The organism is Staphylococcus sp. HMSC14D10, assembly GCF_001808125.1.
Classification (GTDB): domain Bacteria; phylum Bacillota; class Bacilli; order Staphylococcales; family Staphylococcaceae; genus Staphylococcus; species Staphylococcus haemolyticus.
The window spans coordinates 26,773-42,683 of the sequence record NZ_KV792230.1 but is presented as its reverse complement, the minus strand read 5'-3'; the positions used below and the strand labels follow the sequence as shown (position 1 = coordinate 42,683).

19 protein-coding genes and 1 pseudogene are annotated in these 15,911 nt (G+C 31.6%); 5 read left to right on the top strand and 15 right to left on the bottom strand.

Features of this window, described 5'->3' with window-relative positions:
• The 12 genes and pseudogenes from HMPREF3134_RS01085 to HMPREF3134_RS01030 all read right to left on the bottom strand — a co-directional run.
• Positions 1-298 (bottom strand): annotated as a pseudogene (locus HMPREF3134_RS01085) (hypothetical protein); the annotation flags it as partial.
• 9 nt (positions 299-307) lie between these two features.
• Positions 308-640 (bottom strand): hypothetical protein, encoded by a 333-nt coding sequence (locus HMPREF3134_RS01080; RefSeq protein ID WP_002476284.1) that lies wholly within the window; start codon positions 638-640, stop codon positions 308-310.
• A gap of 415 nt (positions 641-1,055) precedes the next feature.
• Positions 1,056-1,700: a pathogenicity island protein gene (locus HMPREF3134_RS01075; protein WP_070440210.1), complete on the bottom strand. Its 645-nt coding sequence runs from the start codon at positions 1,698-1,700 to the stop codon at positions 1,056-1,058.
• Positions 1,701-1,704: 4 nt separating this feature from the next.
• Positions 1,705-2,223, bottom strand: a complete 519-nt coding sequence (locus HMPREF3134_RS01070; protein WP_016931043.1) for a GNAT family N-acetyltransferase — start codon at positions 2,221-2,223, stop codon at positions 1,705-1,707.
• A gap of 310 nt (positions 2,224-2,533) precedes the next feature.
• Positions 2,534-4,222, bottom strand: a complete 1,689-nt coding sequence (locus HMPREF3134_RS01065) for a DUF927 domain-containing protein (RefSeq protein ID WP_232594461.1) — start codon at positions 4,220-4,222, stop codon at positions 2,534-2,536.
• A 36-nt stretch (positions 4,223-4,258) separates the two neighbouring features.
• Positions 4,259-5,131 carry a primase alpha helix C-terminal domain-containing protein gene (locus HMPREF3134_RS01060; protein WP_016931045.1) on the bottom strand — a complete coding sequence of 291 codons (873 nt, stop codon included), beginning with the start codon at positions 5,129-5,131 and terminating at the stop codon, positions 4,259-4,261.
• A gap of 90 nt (positions 5,132-5,221) precedes the next feature.
• Complete coding sequence (tscT, locus tag HMPREF3134_RS01055; protein WP_016931046.1) at positions 5,222-5,530, bottom strand: type II toxin-antitoxin system toxin TscT; 309 nt, start codon at positions 5,528-5,530, stop codon at positions 5,222-5,224.
• 14 nt (positions 5,531-5,544) lie between these two features.
• Entirely contained in the window at positions 5,545-5,748 is a 204-nt protein-coding gene (locus HMPREF3134_RS01050) for a hypothetical protein (RefSeq protein ID WP_070440208.1), read from the bottom strand.
• A gap of 4 nt (positions 5,749-5,752) precedes the next feature.
• Positions 5,753-6,157, bottom strand: a complete 405-nt coding sequence (locus HMPREF3134_RS01045) for a hypothetical protein (RefSeq protein WP_016931048.1) — start codon at positions 6,155-6,157, stop codon at positions 5,753-5,755.
• Between the two features lie 3 nt (positions 6,158-6,160).
• Complete coding sequence (locus HMPREF3134_RS01040; protein ID WP_002476297.1) at positions 6,161-6,361, bottom strand: hypothetical protein; 201 nt, start codon at positions 6,359-6,361, stop codon at positions 6,161-6,163.
• 12 nt (positions 6,362-6,373) lie between these two features.
• Entirely contained in the window at positions 6,374-6,688 is a 315-nt protein-coding gene (locus HMPREF3134_RS01035) for a helix-turn-helix domain-containing protein (protein ID WP_016931049.1), read from the bottom strand.
• 3 nt (positions 6,689-6,691) lie between these two features.
• On the bottom strand, positions 6,692-6,907 hold the full coding sequence (locus HMPREF3134_RS01030) for a helix-turn-helix domain-containing protein (RefSeq protein WP_016931050.1): 216 nt from the start codon (positions 6,905-6,907) through the stop codon (positions 6,692-6,694).
• Positions 6,908-7,059: 152 nt separating this feature from the next.
• Between HMPREF3134_RS01030 and HMPREF3134_RS01025 the strand changes: the two genes are divergently transcribed.
• A complete protein-coding gene (locus HMPREF3134_RS01025) occupies positions 7,060-7,731 on the top strand; it encodes a helix-turn-helix domain-containing protein (RefSeq protein WP_049395137.1) in 672 nt (223 codons plus the stop codon).
• Positions 7,732-7,746: 15 nt separating this feature from the next.
• The gene (locus HMPREF3134_RS01020) at positions 7,747-8,922 is read left to right on the top strand and encodes a tyrosine-type recombinase/integrase (RefSeq protein WP_037559044.1); all 1,176 of its coding nucleotides are present in this window, start codon (positions 7,747-7,749) and stop codon (positions 8,920-8,922) included.
• A 114-nt stretch (positions 8,923-9,036) separates the two neighbouring features.
• On the opposite strand, the gene groL is transcribed toward HMPREF3134_RS01020, so the two are convergent.
• Positions 9,037-10,656 (bottom strand): chaperonin GroEL, encoded by a 1,620-nt coding sequence (groL, locus tag HMPREF3134_RS01015; RefSeq protein ID WP_037551239.1) that lies wholly within the window; start codon positions 10,654-10,656, stop codon positions 9,037-9,039.
• 61 nt (positions 10,657-10,717) lie between these two features.
• On the bottom strand, positions 10,718-11,005 hold the full coding sequence (gene groES / locus HMPREF3134_RS01010; RefSeq protein WP_016931053.1) for a co-chaperone GroES: 288 nt from the start codon (positions 11,003-11,005) through the stop codon (positions 10,718-10,720).
• Between the two features lie 175 nt (positions 11,006-11,180).
• Between groES and mroQ the strand changes: the two genes are divergently transcribed.
• Entirely contained in the window at positions 11,181-11,921 is a 741-nt protein-coding gene (gene mroQ / locus HMPREF3134_RS01005) for an intramembrane glutamic endopeptidase MroQ (RefSeq protein WP_053025122.1), read from the top strand.
• 61 nt (positions 11,922-11,982) lie between these two features.
• Here the strand turns inward: mroQ and HMPREF3134_RS01000 are convergent, their stop codons facing one another.
• Positions 11,983-13,569, bottom strand: coding sequence for an SdrH family protein (locus tag HMPREF3134_RS01000; RefSeq protein WP_070440206.1), 1,587 nt, complete (start codon positions 13,567-13,569; stop codon positions 11,983-11,985).
• A gap of 184 nt (positions 13,570-13,753) precedes the next feature.
• Here HMPREF3134_RS01000 and HMPREF3134_RS00995 point away from each other — a divergent pair, with 184 nt between their 5' ends.
• Positions 13,754-14,377 carry a nitroreductase family protein gene (locus HMPREF3134_RS00995; protein ID WP_070440204.1) on the top strand — a complete coding sequence of 208 codons (624 nt, stop codon included), beginning with the start codon at positions 13,754-13,756 and terminating at the stop codon, positions 14,375-14,377.
• 192 nt (positions 14,378-14,569) lie between these two features.
• Positions 14,570-15,355 carry a carbon-nitrogen family hydrolase gene (locus tag HMPREF3134_RS00990; RefSeq protein WP_070440201.1) on the top strand — a complete coding sequence of 262 codons (786 nt, stop codon included), beginning with the start codon at positions 14,570-14,572 and terminating at the stop codon, positions 15,353-15,355.
• Positions 15,356-15,911 lie beyond the last annotated feature (556 nt).

Genomic DNA, 15,911 nt, shown 5'->3' with positions numbered 1-15,911 from the left:
AGAAACGCCCTAGAACAGTATAAAAGGCGTTTAAATCTCTTTGACTTTTCCTTTTATACCGTTCTAATTTCTGGCGTTCTTCTAATATAGCGATTGCTAGATTTTCAACGGAATAACTCTCATAGTAAATACTTTCAGATACAATATCACTACATAAACTAGGTGTAGTTCGGTCATACATATCTTCTATATCACTTTCTATGAGTGCTATTCTTGATTGAATGTAGTAAGTATTAAATCTAGTGAACAATTCGTAATCGCTAACTTTCTCTTGAATAATTTCAATTGCTGCACTCACTACATCACCTTAAATCTCAGTTTTCTTTAACGCCTCATATCGCTTTAAACTACCTTCGATATGACGCTTGATACTTCTTAAGGCTAATTCTTTCTGTTCCTCAGATTTAACCATGAAATAACCTCTTGCATCTTTTTTATAGCTATATCCGATTGGATAACCATAATCAACTACTAAACTATTAATCGTATTTCTTAACCATCTGTCGTTGTTTCGGTTAAATTCCATATTCAATTGATTAAATATATTTTGCTTAGTAATAATCTCGTGCTTAGTGTTGCGTAATACGTTTAATACTCTGATATGATCGTTCGTTAATTCTTTTTCAATTGTTATTGTCATTGTTTTATCCTCATTTCATTCTTAATTGAGCAGACCTAAGTAAATGAGGAGGTATTAAATGAAACAAATCAATCAATTTACAGTTTTTAACTATTTTGCATTCGTGATTTCAGCGAGCAAGAAACTAACCAATCTACATAAAAGTATAATTACTTCTATAACACTATTATACTAAATTTACACCTAAATAACAAACAAATGTTCTTATTTTAGTAACGTTTATATAACTTCTTAACATTCCATTTAACACTATAAATAAAGCGTTTATACTACTTTTCATACAATTTCACACACTTTCTATTATAGAACTTATGTTCGTTTTTGCCTTAACTCAATCTAAAATCATTAACAAATCTTAACAATTACGATTTATATATAAAAAGCCATGCACCTACTAAGTGCATGACCGATAAATTTATGATTTCACACCTTTGTAATAAGAGTGTTTTAACTCATTCAATCGTTCAATTAATACTTTACTATCAACTTCATTCGCCTTCTCATTCTGAATAAACTCAGTAATGACTTTCAAGCCCTCAACTAACTCTGGTGCTGGTTCATTAATTCCAGTAGCTAACTGATACAATGCTTCTATATTACCTATAACATCTGCATTACTAGTTTGAACGCCCTCAAGTTCATCTATATTGAAATCTCTACTCATGTAGTCGAACATGTCACTATTATTACTTTCTGCGAACGTCTCAAGTTCATACATAAAATAATCATTATCAAACATAAAACTAGCCATCATATCGCTTATAGTGTCATGTGTACCATCTGGTATTTCATAACCTGCATAGTGCCCCTCAATGCTTCTTATAAGCCCCTCAGTGTGCTCAGGAGACGCTAATTCGAACGATTGTCTCACTTTGCAATCTTTAATATATACATGACCGTATAACTTCTCTTTCGTCATCACATAGACCATATCGAATGGATCATTATATATTTTGAAAGCAAAATGATTATCTCTACTACTTTCTAATAAACCTGCGTAATATCTTAATAAAGTACCTGCTCTTGTTTCAAACTGATTCGGTATAATTTCAATGTTCATATTGCTATGCCTCTTTTCTCTTAATCATCAAATTTTCTTTCGCTCTTCCACGTTTACCGATGCTTTCAAAACCATATTTTTCAAAATATCTCGTATTAGACGTCGTTTCAGTCCATAAACAAACATCAACTTTCATAACAGAAGTTATCTCTAAAACTTCATTCATTAACTGATTGCCATAACCTTTTTTAAGAGAATTTAAATTATCTATTTCAACGATCCAATCATCAGTAAAGTAATCAATATGTTTTGGATTAGTTTGTTTAACATTAAACGAAATCGCACCTTTAAAATCTCTAGTAAATAAATGTAGTGATCCACCACTAATATATAAATAGTATTTATCTCGAAGCAGTAGCACTCTACTCAACATGGTTTTATGCATTTTTGTAGGTCCACACATTAATAAACTCATTAAAATTTTAGTAATTTCATTTTGACTATCTTTAACATGTTTTCTAAACATCATATTATTGCTTAACATTTTAAACTGTTGATACCCTTGCTCTGTAATTGTTGTCATTTTTGACCTCCATGTTTTTATAATCGGGAACTAGTCCCCGTTGAGTTCCCGGTCCAAAATACTTATCGGGAACTAGTCAAACCATTGATATATAGGCATTGAATAAACTTAGTTCCCGCTGTACCCATTAAAATTTTTCTTTCATATATGTTAAAAACTTATAACATTGTTCATTTTCAAATAATAAATAATATTATTATCTATCGGGAACTTCGGGAACTATTAACCTTAATTGCTTGTGGTTAAAGTAGTTTTAGGGTTCCCGTTTGTATATTTTTAACGGGAACTTATCGGGAACTTTGGGAACTATTTAATAATCTGAATAAGGATTATGAGAATTCGAGAAATCAAATCCTAATTCTTCTAGTACTTCTTGTCTTATAGCAAATCCTCTATACTTAACGTTTTTGTGACTCACCCTTTTTTGCAAGCGATCTTTTTCACCTTTAATTAAATATCCCTTTTTGCCCCATTGGCCTGTAATAGTATGCATTTCATGACCTAATTTATCGTGTACAGTTTGACCCAATATACATAAATAATCACGTTTAAATATTGCTTTGATATCACCATTTTTGACAGAACTATAACCATCACCAGCAATATTATTTCTATTCGCATCTAAATACTGAAGTAATTCCTCTAATAGCTGTTTAGGTTTATCTATCGTTTTATTATTTCTAATCATGCTGTCATAGGCTTGTTCAATTATTTTAAAATGATCATGTTCAAATCCCTCAATATCATTTAGTATTTCGCCAGTAACCTGTAGTAATGCAAATGCACGTCCTAAACGTTGCATGATTTCATTACTACCTTTTTGATTAAAGTACCGTTGATAACTTTCAAATGCACTCTTGTATGCCTCTTTTTTTGATTTATATTGCTTGATGAATGCTACGCCTAATGTTCCGTAGTTTTCTCGAAATGCCTTATCTAAAGTGGTAAAATCAAAGTTATCTGGGTATGGTTGATCCTGTAACGTTACGACACGGGCAGAAACACCAGCTTTTTCATCTGCCATATTAGAAATAGATGCCTCGCCTGTAGAAAGCATTATATTTCGCCATTCTTTTTTGGCATTAAGTGTTAAATTGATATTACTTCTTGATTTACTTTCACCACTGGAGAAATTGTAAGTTGCATTAGCTACGAATTTGGGATGTGTATTACGTGTATCATCTTTAAACATTGGAAATGAATTTAAGAATGATGCCATTGCTTCAATACTGTTCTTCGTAGAACCCCATGTACTAATAAGATCACTTGTCCCCCATACACTAGATACTAAATTCAATGTAAATGTCTTACCAGTTGAGGTACTGCCCGATATTTCTACAATGAAAGGCTGTAGTCCAAATTCACGTAACAATACTGAACCAAGTGACGCATATAACATGGCCATAACCATAGGAAAGTCTTTAATTTTATTGAATACATTTTCTGAATAACTATTAAGTGTGCCTTTACTTTGAAACGAATCTATCAATTTCTGAAATCCCTTATCATTATTAAATAACTTTATGTTGCTATTCTTCATTTCTTCTTGATAGGGATAAATAAAATATCCTTTCACATGCCCCAAACGAGTGGCCACATTAACATTTACTGGTGGATTATATCGTTTTGACTTATTAATATAGTCAATCAACCTAGTTGAAGTGGTTGAAGTTACATCTAATTTTCGATTAACTAATTTCAGTAATTGACGACTATCAGATATTTCTTCAGCACTAACACCTAAATTCACTGGTAAATGATTATCATAAAAAAGCATATTAAAACTCACTTCATTGCTTTCAATATCTTCGAATCGTTCAGTAATTTGGGGAATTGTATTAGTGATAAATATTTTCTTATCTAGTTCGCCATCTTTTTTACTAGGAATAATTTGATAAAGCGCCACACCATTTTGATGTTGTTCAATTTCATAACCTTTAGGGATAACTTCTTGTCTAAATGGTTTATTCGCACTAGTTTCCTCAATAAGTTCAAACACATCTTCGTTGCTTACATCTTCCAAATAATGACCTCCTTATTTGTTTTTACTATCTTTTTTCAAAATACTTTTGAATGTTCTATTAACTTCTTTTTGATCAATAGGTGGAGTGCAGGTCATCGCCCATGCACTTACCAATCCATAAACTAGGTTAGCGTCCACATACCGACGTAATAAGTACCCTGTTAAAGATGCTAATGTTTTATTGCGTTCACCTTCACCTACACCGAATGCAATTTCACGCCAATACGCACTGTCACGTTTGTTATAAGTAACGGTTATTGGTTTATCTTCATGAACTTTTACTTCATTCGACCATTCTTTTAATTTTTCAGTCCTCAAAAGTGGGGCGTCATTATATTGGTGTAAGAATGGATATTTATCTTGCTGATATACAGGTAACGCCATAGCTCTGCTAGGTTGAAAGCTCCCCTCATCTACTGGATGACCTATCTTGCTTACTAACACTTTTGTGTACTTACGGTAATCATCTGCATTGACACGCTCATTTAATGGCACATACAAGCGTATTCTAGGGCTTTCTGTTTGATGATTAAACGTAGTATGCCAAAACCACGCAACGCCTTTTAAAGTGTCTGTAATTGCATCGTGCAGTGGTTTCAACTTGTGTATATCATCGTAGTCCAACACTAGGACATCACGATAAATCACGTTGTCATTGTTACGGTATTTCTTATATTCGTTTCCATATTCATCCGTGCCATCTTTTATATCACCATATACAGCAACACCACGAGCATATTTATTTGTATTATTTTGTGGAATTGATAACCTATTAACTAACTCACTCCACTTAGGCTGTGAAAACTTTTTAAACGATCTCGAGTCCAAACTTTCATACCAAATTACAGAAACTTGTGTATCGTGTTCTAATATGATTTTGTTCAATTTCTTCACCTCTAATGAAACAACAGAGCAAAGATGTTATAATAAAAATGTGTAATTCCTTAATTACTCTGTTGTTAGATTATTAAAGTTCTATGCGTTATCTGATATAGTCGCCAAACTATTCATATCAGATGACGCTTTTTCTATTTCACGGATTTTCTTCATAATGTCATCAAAATCTTTCATATACATAAGCATTAAATCAATAACCTGTGTGTTTTTGATACGATGCTCATGATATTTCCAGCCATGCGTATATATTTCTTTTTTAGTTAACATATGATTAGGTTCATGTGTGAAATACTCATCATCAAACCAAACAAAAGATGTTACGACATCATTAATTTTCTCTTGTACTACTTCTAAATCATCAAATAAATTTCTTAATTCCCACTCCATTATTGCTTAACTCCTTAACTAATTTTTTTATTATAAATTTCTTTAGCTTCAATTAAACTTTCTAAAGTACGCTTACAGTAGTCTATTTTCTCCAAATCTTCACGACTGAAGAAACTTAACTGACTTTGACTTTCAAATATAATTTCTTCTTGATTTTTAATAATCCAGTTGATAGCACGCATGATATTTTGTTTATTCACATCTAATTTAGCAGCCATTGTTTCACTCCACTTCAATATTTCCAACAATATAATCCAACGCCCATTCTAAAATGCCGATCACATGTCCTTCTCTATCTGTTGTATGTTCATGTTCACCCGTGTTATCTATAACGGAATAGTAGTAAATTTCTTTATCTTCATTCATAACATCACTTAATGTCATTGTTACTTCATCAAGAATAGAAAATGCCTCATCTTCAAAATCTAATTCAGCAAGAATGTTAAATAACTCTTTATGAACTAGTTTTAAAATGTGTTCATAAAATGCTGTATCATCATTGCGGTAATCCGTTATGGAATGAAATCTATCTTTCGCTGATAAGAATATGTCCTTATCTTTTTCATATAATACTTTTTCTAATACTTGAACCACTTTTGATAATTGATATTTTTGTTTAATTTCCATTTCCTATACACTCACTTTCTTATCTTTAAGTTCGACAATTCTATTAATATCTAACTCCATACATGCAATAGCTATGTTAGGACTAACTTCAGGAAAATGTTTCTTAAATACATCAGGCGCTATATTTAAAATTAAATTCCCTTCAACATCTTTCACACAAAACCAACCGACGACGCTTTTTGTTATCACTACTTGTTGTTTCATATCTTTATCCTCCTAAATTGTGCTAAGTAACTTCTTAACATTAATCTGTTTTAAATCATTGTTGTGTATGTCCATATGTGATGTGATTTTCTCCATAAATTCATCTACATCAGATTTCTTAAATCGGTATGTGCTGCCTACCATATAGTACTTAAGCCCGTTATTAATAAGTAACTCCTCAATTGTTGGTTTACTTAAATTTAGGTATTCAGATAATTCTTTGTAGGTCATGAAGAATTTTTCTCTTGCCAATTCATCTACACGTTGATTAATAGCTTGCTCTAATAAAGCACGTGCTTCTTCTTCATCAATATTGATGTTGAACATTGGTTAAGCCTCCTTTAAATCAAATTCAAAAATATCTTCAATATCCACATTTAAGTTGTCCGCAATTCTTTTGGCCATTTTAGGACTAGGAGTTGCTTTGTTATTAACTATTAAACTTAAATATGATAACGAAATACCACTACTTTTCGAAAAGCTACGCAAAGTGTGACCATTTTTAGCAATTAATCCACGTAATTCAAGTACTTTAATTTTTGTCATGTTAATCACCTCAATTTTTTGTTACTGAAATTAGTAACAATTATTAATTACACTTTAAATATATACTTATTTCAGTAACATTTCAAGTACAAATTTAAAAATGTTATCTTTTTTTGTTACATTTATGATAAAATTCTTGCGAGGTGGTTAATATGCAAAACGATGGAACAATAGGTTATTCTATTAAGAAAGCTAGAAAAAAATATCCTTATACATTGGAAGAATTAGGGAAAAAAATCGGAGTTACACATGCTTTTTTATCAAGGGTTGAAAATAATAAAGCAAACCCTAGTGACGAATTATTAAAAAAAATTGCTGGCGCTTTAGATCCTTTTAATAGTGCAGACTTATTAAATGAATTCAAAATACTAACTGGTAAGTTTAAAGATATAGATAAAAATAGTGAAGTATATAAAGAGTTGAAAGCAAGCGGAAGATTAGAGATGCCACAATATAATTATGATAAAAGCAAACCATTATTAGTAGATAAACCTTACTATAAATTAAATTTCTTATTTGAAAATGATTATAGAGTATTTTATGACTTAAAAACTTCAATATTAGGCGAAAATATAGCTACGATTGAGATACCTCCTAGCATGTTGGACGAGATTTATAAAAAGATAAATTTGACTATTATTGAACATATCAAAGAACACCCTTACATTTTAAAAAGTATAGAAGATTCTAGTGTTTTAAATGATTATTCAAAAAAAGAGCAACAGAAACGCGATGAACTATTTGAACACATTAAATATATGAATTTTAATGATTCTATGGAAAAACTTATGAGTAAAATGGTAAAAGAAGATGATCTAATATAAGAAAAGGTGACACTTATGGCAAGCTATGACCAAATCGCTAAAAATAACTGGCGTTATCGTATTTCACTAGGTAAAAATACAGAAACTGGCAAATATGAATATATCTCTAAGACTGGCTTTAAACGTAAATCAGACGCTAAACATCAAGCTGAAATGATTGAACGTCAATTAAGAAATGGTGATTATATTGCCCCTTCTTCTAGCACCTTCAAACAAGTAGCTGATGATTGGCTTAAACAGTATGCTAATGATGTAAAAGTAAGTAGTGTGAGAGCACGTAAGAAAGCCATACAACACGCCATAGAGCGTTTTAATACTAAACCAATACAAAGCATCAAGAAACATGATTATCAACGCTTTGTCGACGATATGAGCGCACAGTATAGCAAGAATTATGTTGATAGTATTGTGGCTTCTACTAATATGATTTTTAAATATGCGTATGAAATGCGATTAATAAAAGTATTGCCTAGTGCGGGTATTAAACGACCTAAAAAGAAAGTAAGTGTGGAAGAATTAGAGGATATTGAGATACACAAAAAGTTTCTTGAAAAAGATGAATTATTTCAATTCCTGGAGGTTGCTAAGTATCACCATTCACCACAAAATAGCTTTGAAGTATTTACCACATTGGCATATACAGGCATGAGAGCAGGCGAATTGTTAGCGTTAAAGTGGTCTGATATAGATTTTGAGAATAACACAATTAGTATTACCAAGACTTATTACAATCCGAATAACAATAAAAAGCATTATCAGATACTTACACCGAAAACTGAAAGCTCTATCGGTAAAATCTCAGTCGATCCCCATGTGATTCAATTACTCAAAGATTATAAGGTAAACGTCCAGGATACATGGAAAAATGAACTTTATGTAGATAATAATTTCGTATTTACTGATGTAAATGGTTATCCACTTGTGATTAAAAAGTTGCAATTATGGATAAAAGCTATACTTAAAAAGACTGATATAACGAACAAGCAAATAAGCACGCACTCGTTCAGATACACACATTGCGCCCTACTTATTGAGGCAGGTGTACATATCAAAGAAATACAAGAACGATTACGCCACAAAGATATAAATACCACAATGAACATCTACGCAAAAATTACCAACTCATACAAAAAAGACGCTTCCCACAAGTTTAGTCAACTCATGGAAAACGTCTCAAAAGAATTATTTTAAATGTCCGTTTAGTTCAGCTGAATCAAACGGCATTTTTTATTTTCTGGATTTTTATGTCATTATTATGTCATATGAAATGACCAAATACCTTTAAATCAACGTTTATTGGTCGTTTTACATCATACCTGGCATGCCACCCATACCTTGATTATCATTATTATCTGGTTCAGGGATAGTTGCAACTACTGCTTCTGTAGTTAAGAACATCGCAGCAACACTTGCCGCATGTTGTAAAGCTGAACGTGTCACTTTAGTTGGGTCTACAATACCTTCTTCAAGCATGTTTACCCATTCATTTGTCGCAGCGTTAAATCCAACACCTGCATCAGCATGTTTTAATCTTTCAACAATAACTGAACCTTCTAGCCCAGCATTTTCAGCGATTTGACGTACAGGTGCAGATAAAGCTTTAAGTACGATGTTAACACCTGTTGCAACATCACCTTCAGCTTCGATTTCATCTACTTTATTATAAATATTTACTAATGCAGTACCACCACCAGCAACAATACCTTCTTCAACTGCAGCACGTGTAGAGTTTAAGGCATCTTCAATACGTAATTTACGTTCTTTCAATTCAGTTTCAGATGCAGCACCTACTTTAATGACTGCAACGCCACCAGCTAATTTAGCTAAACGTTCTTGTAATTTCTCTCTGTCAAAGTCAGAATCAGTTTCTTCAATTTGTGCTTTAATTTGACTCACACGTGCATCAATACTATTGTCATCTCCATCACCATCGACAACTGTAGTATTATCTTTTGTTACTTCAACTTTATTAGCACTACCTAACATATCGATTGAAGCATCTTTTAATTCTAAACCTAAATCATCTGTAATAACTGTAGCTCCAGTTAAAATAGCTAAGTCTTCTAACATTGCTTTACGTCTATCACCAAATCCAGGTGCTTTTACTGCAACTGCAGTAAATGTTCCACGCATACGGTTTAATACGATATTTGTTAAAGCGTCTCCTTCAACTTCGTCTGCTACAATTAAGATTGGACGACTAGATTGAACAACTTGTTCTAATAAAGGTAAGATATCTTGGAATGAAGAGATTTTTTTATCTGTTACTAAAATATATGGTCTTTCTAACTCAGCAATCATTTTATCTGAATCTGTAACCATGTATGGTGATTGATACCCTCTATCAAATTGCATACCTTCAACAACTTCTAATTCGGTATCTAGTCCGTTTGATTCTTCAATGGTAATAACACCATCATTACCAACTTTATCCATTGCTTCAGAAATGTATTTACCAATTTCTTCATCTGCTGCAGAAATTGCACCTACTTGTGCGATTTCATTTTTATTTTCAACTTTTTGAGAAATATCGTGTAGAGCTTGAACAGCTACTCTTACTGCTTTATCAATACCCTCACGTAATCCTACTGGGTTAGCACCACTTGTTACATTCTTTAACCCTTCTTGAATCATTGCTTGTGCTAATACAGTTGCAGTTGTTGTACCATCACCAGCAATTTCGTTTGTTTTATTAGCAACTTCTTGAACTAATTTAGCTCCCATATTTTCATAAGGATCTTCTAATTCAATCTCTTTAGCAATTGTGACACCATCATTTGTAATTAATGGTGCTACATATTCTTTATCTAATACAACGTTACGTCCTTTAGGTCCGATTGTAACTTTAACGGCGTTAGCTAATTTATCGACACCACGTAACATAGCTTGTCTTGCATCTTCAGAAAATTTAAGGTCTTTAGCCATTGATTATACCTCCATTGTTTAAAATAGTTTATTATTACTTATTAATTATTATTTATAAATTTTAGTCTTCAATTATAGCAAGTAAATCTTCAACATTTAAAATTAAGTATGTTTCATCTCCACGTTTAACTTCTGAGCCAGCGTATTCTTGGAATACAACTCGATCTCCTTCTTTAACCTCTGGAGCAACCTTTTCACCATTGTCTAAAACTCGTCCAGTTCCAACAGCTACTACTATACCTTCGTTAGACTTTTCTTTTGCACTGTCAGTAAGTACAATGCCACTTTTAGTTGTTTGTTCTTGTTCTTTGCGTTCAATAATCACACGATTTCCTAATGGTTTAAGCATGATCGTTCCTCCTTAACAGGTTCCTTTTTAGCACTTAAATATAATGAGTGCTAATCTATATTTTATATTAATCAAATTTGGTCAATTTTTCAAGCGAAAGGTTATCTATATTTTGTATAACTTACAATTTTGCGATAAACTAACTAATATTGATTAATTTTTTTGGAGGAATAGTATGAGGAGAATTTGGGTAGCATTTCTTACCATTGTTATTTATGGATTAGCACAGTTTTTACCCTTACTTGCACAGCAATTACCTTTCTTTAAAGATTTAAAAGGGATGGAACTAGCTAAAGCGGGCGTATACACTCAAGTTATTTTATTTGTAATAGCAGCATTATTAATAATTTGGTTAAATAGTATTATCAAAAATCCAACAACACTGGAGCGAGGTTATAAAGAACCTAAACGCTACATTTTACCTTGGGCTTTATTAGGATTTGTTGTCGTGATGATTTATCAAATGGTAGCTAGTTTAATCACTATGTGGTTAGTTGGACAACCACAGCAAAGTCCAAATACTGAGAGAATTATGGCAATTGCAAAACAGCTTCCAGTTTTCATATTATTAATCTCAATAGTTGGCCCAATTCTAGAGGAATACATATTTAGAAAAGTTATATTTGGTGAAATCTATAATAAAATTAAAGGAAATCGAATTGTTGCGTTCTTAATCGCTTCAATAGTAAGTTCAATTTTATTTGCGATAGCACATAACGATGTTAAATTTTTCTTCATATATTTTGGTATGGGTATGTTATTCTCTCTTGCTTATGTTTTAACTAGACGTATTGCGGTTCCAATTATCATTCATATGTTACAAAATGGTTTTGTAGTGGCAGTCCAATTTTTCTTTGGTGACACAGTTAAACATTTACAAGAACAAAGTAATTTTATAATTCATTTTCTATTTTAATAAATGAACGCATCTATTAATCTCATCATTTTAAATGACAATAATAGATGCGTTTTCTATTTTAGTTTTTAATTTTCCTATAAATAAACCTACCTGTAACACCTACGAAAATCATAATTATAGATGTAATTAAAGCAATATTTATGTTTTTATATTTGTCTTTATTTTCCGCTTCTTTACTTTTTTCATTGGTTTCTATAATTTTATCATCATCATGGCTCTGTATATCTGCATCCTCTTTTTTATCTCTATCACTTGGCTTTTTCAATTCAGGCATAGATCCAATTTCCCCAGTTATAAGTGCCAATACTTGCTCATCTAAATTTTTATAATACTTTTTCGAATTCAAAGGGTTAAAATATTCAAATCTGAAATAGTTAGAACCTTTTTGTAAATAATCTAAGTATTCATTATTAAATGATTGTTTTCGGAAAAGCCTGTAAAAATCTTGATTCGAGATATACTCATTATTATTCCCCAACCGGTTTACCTGATTTATAATATATGGATTGTATTTATATGAACCAGTTGCTAAACTATTTAATCTATTTAATAGCATTGACTTGCTATAAACCGGAACTTCACTTTGCATATTGTCATTATTTGAATAAGTTTCAATATGACTTTGTCGATGATTTTGTTGTAAGTTATCGCCATAGTGCCATTGGTTAGTATTAGACCCACTCATAATTGATTGATTTTGATTTCTGTTAGAATGAGATGTCGAGTTGCCATTATTCTTATGTGGGAAAATTTGATGGATCATTGAATCAGATACAGTGTTGTTATGACGGTTAGAACCAGTTGATTGGTTTCCGTTTGTTGAACCATTATTATTATTAAAAACGGGTTTATTAGGTTTTACTGTATCATTGATACTTGAGTGTCCTGAATGATTGCCAGGATAGTTACTATTATTATTTGAATTGCTATTGGAATTATTTTGCGAACCATTATTTGATCCAGAATTTGAATGATTATCACCTTGATTTGAACCAGAATTCCCATCATGTTTAGGTGGTTGCTGATGATTGCCACTGTCTCCTGGTTTATTTCCTCCATCATCTTGCTCGCCTGAGTCATTATTCCCTGGATTGTTTCCATTGTCTGGTTTAACTGAATCATTGTCTCCTGGTTGTTCTCCGTCATCCGGGTTGCCTGAATCATTATCTCCTGACTGCTTTCCGTCATCTGGATTGCTTGATGAATCATTATCTCCTGGTTTTTCTCCGTCATCCGGATTGCTTGTATCATTGTCTCCAGAATTATTTGTGTCATCACCATTATTTAAATCAGTATTACTGCCTGAGTTACTATTATCAGATGCGTTACTTTGATCCACAGTATTATCACTATTTTGATTAGCATCATTCTCGTTATTTGATGATGTATCACTTTCACCGCTATTTTGATTATTATTATTTTTTTCTAATTCAGTTGAATCTTGGGTATCAGATTGATGATTTTCATTGATGTTATTACTACTATTTTGACGTTCTTGGGTATCCGTGTCTGAACTAACCTTACTACTATTAACTTCATTCGTAGCTTGTTGATTATTTTCTGCAGCTTTTACGATGCTCTCATTCCCTAACATAGATGTGCCTAAAGCTAAAATGAGACCTGTATGAGCTATTTTCTTTTTCATCAATCTTCCACCTCCTTGTTTTATAACACTTACAGTATAAAGAATATTTACATATAATGCATTGAAATAAGGTTAATGATAAAAAATATTAATATTTTTGACATTTTTTGTTAAAAACATTTTACATATTTAAGTATAATATTTATACTAGAGATATAATATATATAAACAAAGGAGATTTAACATGGGCTTATTTAGCAAATCAAAAACAAAACCATTTTTACAAGAAATCGAAGATAGACGTACTATCTATAGCACTGAAACAACAATTTCAATCAGTGATAAAGAACTAGAAGATATGATAGAACATATTATTAAATACACTCCTTCTGCTTTTAATTCTCAATCTACTAGAATCGTATTGTTATTAAATGATCAACATCACAAATTTTGGGACAATACTAAAATAGTATTAAAAGATGTGATGGGACCTGACCGTGATTTCACTCCAACTGAACAACGTATCGACGGATTTAAACATGCATATGGCACAATTCTTTATTTCGAAGACGAAGATGTGATTAAAGGTTTACAAGAACAAATGCCAAATTATGCTGATAACTTTGCTAATTGGTCAGTTCAAACAAACGCAATGCATCAATTTGCAATTTGGACTGCATTAAGTTCAAAAGGAATTGGCGCTTCATTACAACATTACAATCCTTTAGTAGATCAAATCACTACACAAGAATTTGACATCCCTGCTTCATGGAAACTTGTTGCTCAAATGCCATTTGGTGACATCCGTGAAAAAGCTGGTGAAAAAGAAATACAACCAACTAACAATAGATTAATAATTAAAAAATAATCTACATTCATTGATATCGATTAGATTAACAATTCAAGACTCAGTTTCTCTATGATTCATTTCTATGTTGAAATTGAGTCCTTTTTATATTCATTTTCAAAAATAAAGCATTTTAATCATCACTTTCAAATTTTGATTTTCTTATTCTATTTTAGTAAATTAGAGATAATCATGGGATGAGGAGATTTTTAAATGAAAATACAATTATTTCAATTTTATGTATCATACGGCAATGTAGAAAAAAATGAAAATAAAATAATAAATTGGTTCGAAAATAAATTGGAGGAAGATACAGAGGTTGTTGTTCTTCCTGAAATGTGGAATAACGGATATGCATTGGATGAATTAAATGAGAAAGCAGATAGAGAACTTAGCAGAAGCTTTCCCTTTATCCAATCCTTAGCTAAACAATATAACGTCGATATTGTAGCTGGATCTGTATCAAATATTAGAAATGGCAAAGTTTATAATACTGCATTTACCGTTTCTAAAAACGGACATAGAATAAATAAGTACGATAAAGTTCACTTAGTCCCTATGCTAGATGAGCCGACATATTTAGAAGATGGCAAAACAGTACCAGAACCATTTCCTCTATCTTCAGGTACTCAAGCTACACAAATTATTTGTTATGATTTAAGATTTCCAGAGTTATTAAGATATCCCGCGCGTAATGGTGCACAGATAGCTTTTTTTGTAGCTCAATGGCCAACACCTAGATTGAATCACTGGAGAGTCTTACTTCAAGCACGTGCAATTGAAAATGACATGTTTGTTGTTGCTTGTAACGGAACTGGAAATGACGGTAATACTGATTACGCTGGTCATTCAATGATTATCAATCCAAATGGTGATATATTAGTTGAATTAAGCCAGGATGAGGACACAATCGCATTTAATATTAATTTAAATGAAGTTGATGTTCAACGTGAGAATATTCCTGTATTCAAAAATTTAAAACCAAATCTATATAAATAGTTACTAATCTGTATCCAATTATATGGATACAGTTTTTTTACAAAAAAAGTCACGAGCTTGGGAGGAACTCGCGACTTTCATATTAAGGGAATGTTTTTACAGTTATTTCAATCTTTTGGGGATGTTATTAATTATGAAAATTTTACGATAGCTTACATCCTGAAAATATTTAACTTCTATATCTTACAATAGCTAAGTTAAACACTTTCCACTGAGTTTAAACTTCAGTAACTTTACTTAGTTCATTAATAAGTTGGGATGGCTTATTAATGAACTCGTTTAACTACACGAAGAAAACAAAGTAAGAAACTTCATATAAACAAGAAGTCACTTTAGTAATAATGATTAATGGGACATTACTACTATTGCAATGGTTTCATAACCATTAATAACACTTACAACATATGGTAAAGGTGTCAATAATTTCGCAACTACAAACAAAATTATTTAACTCAATTACCAAACAATAACTATTAAATTTAAAGACTAAGATTATTAAGTTTTTATCACTTGTAAGTGATATGAGTCTATTTAAACACAACCTATGAATAAATAA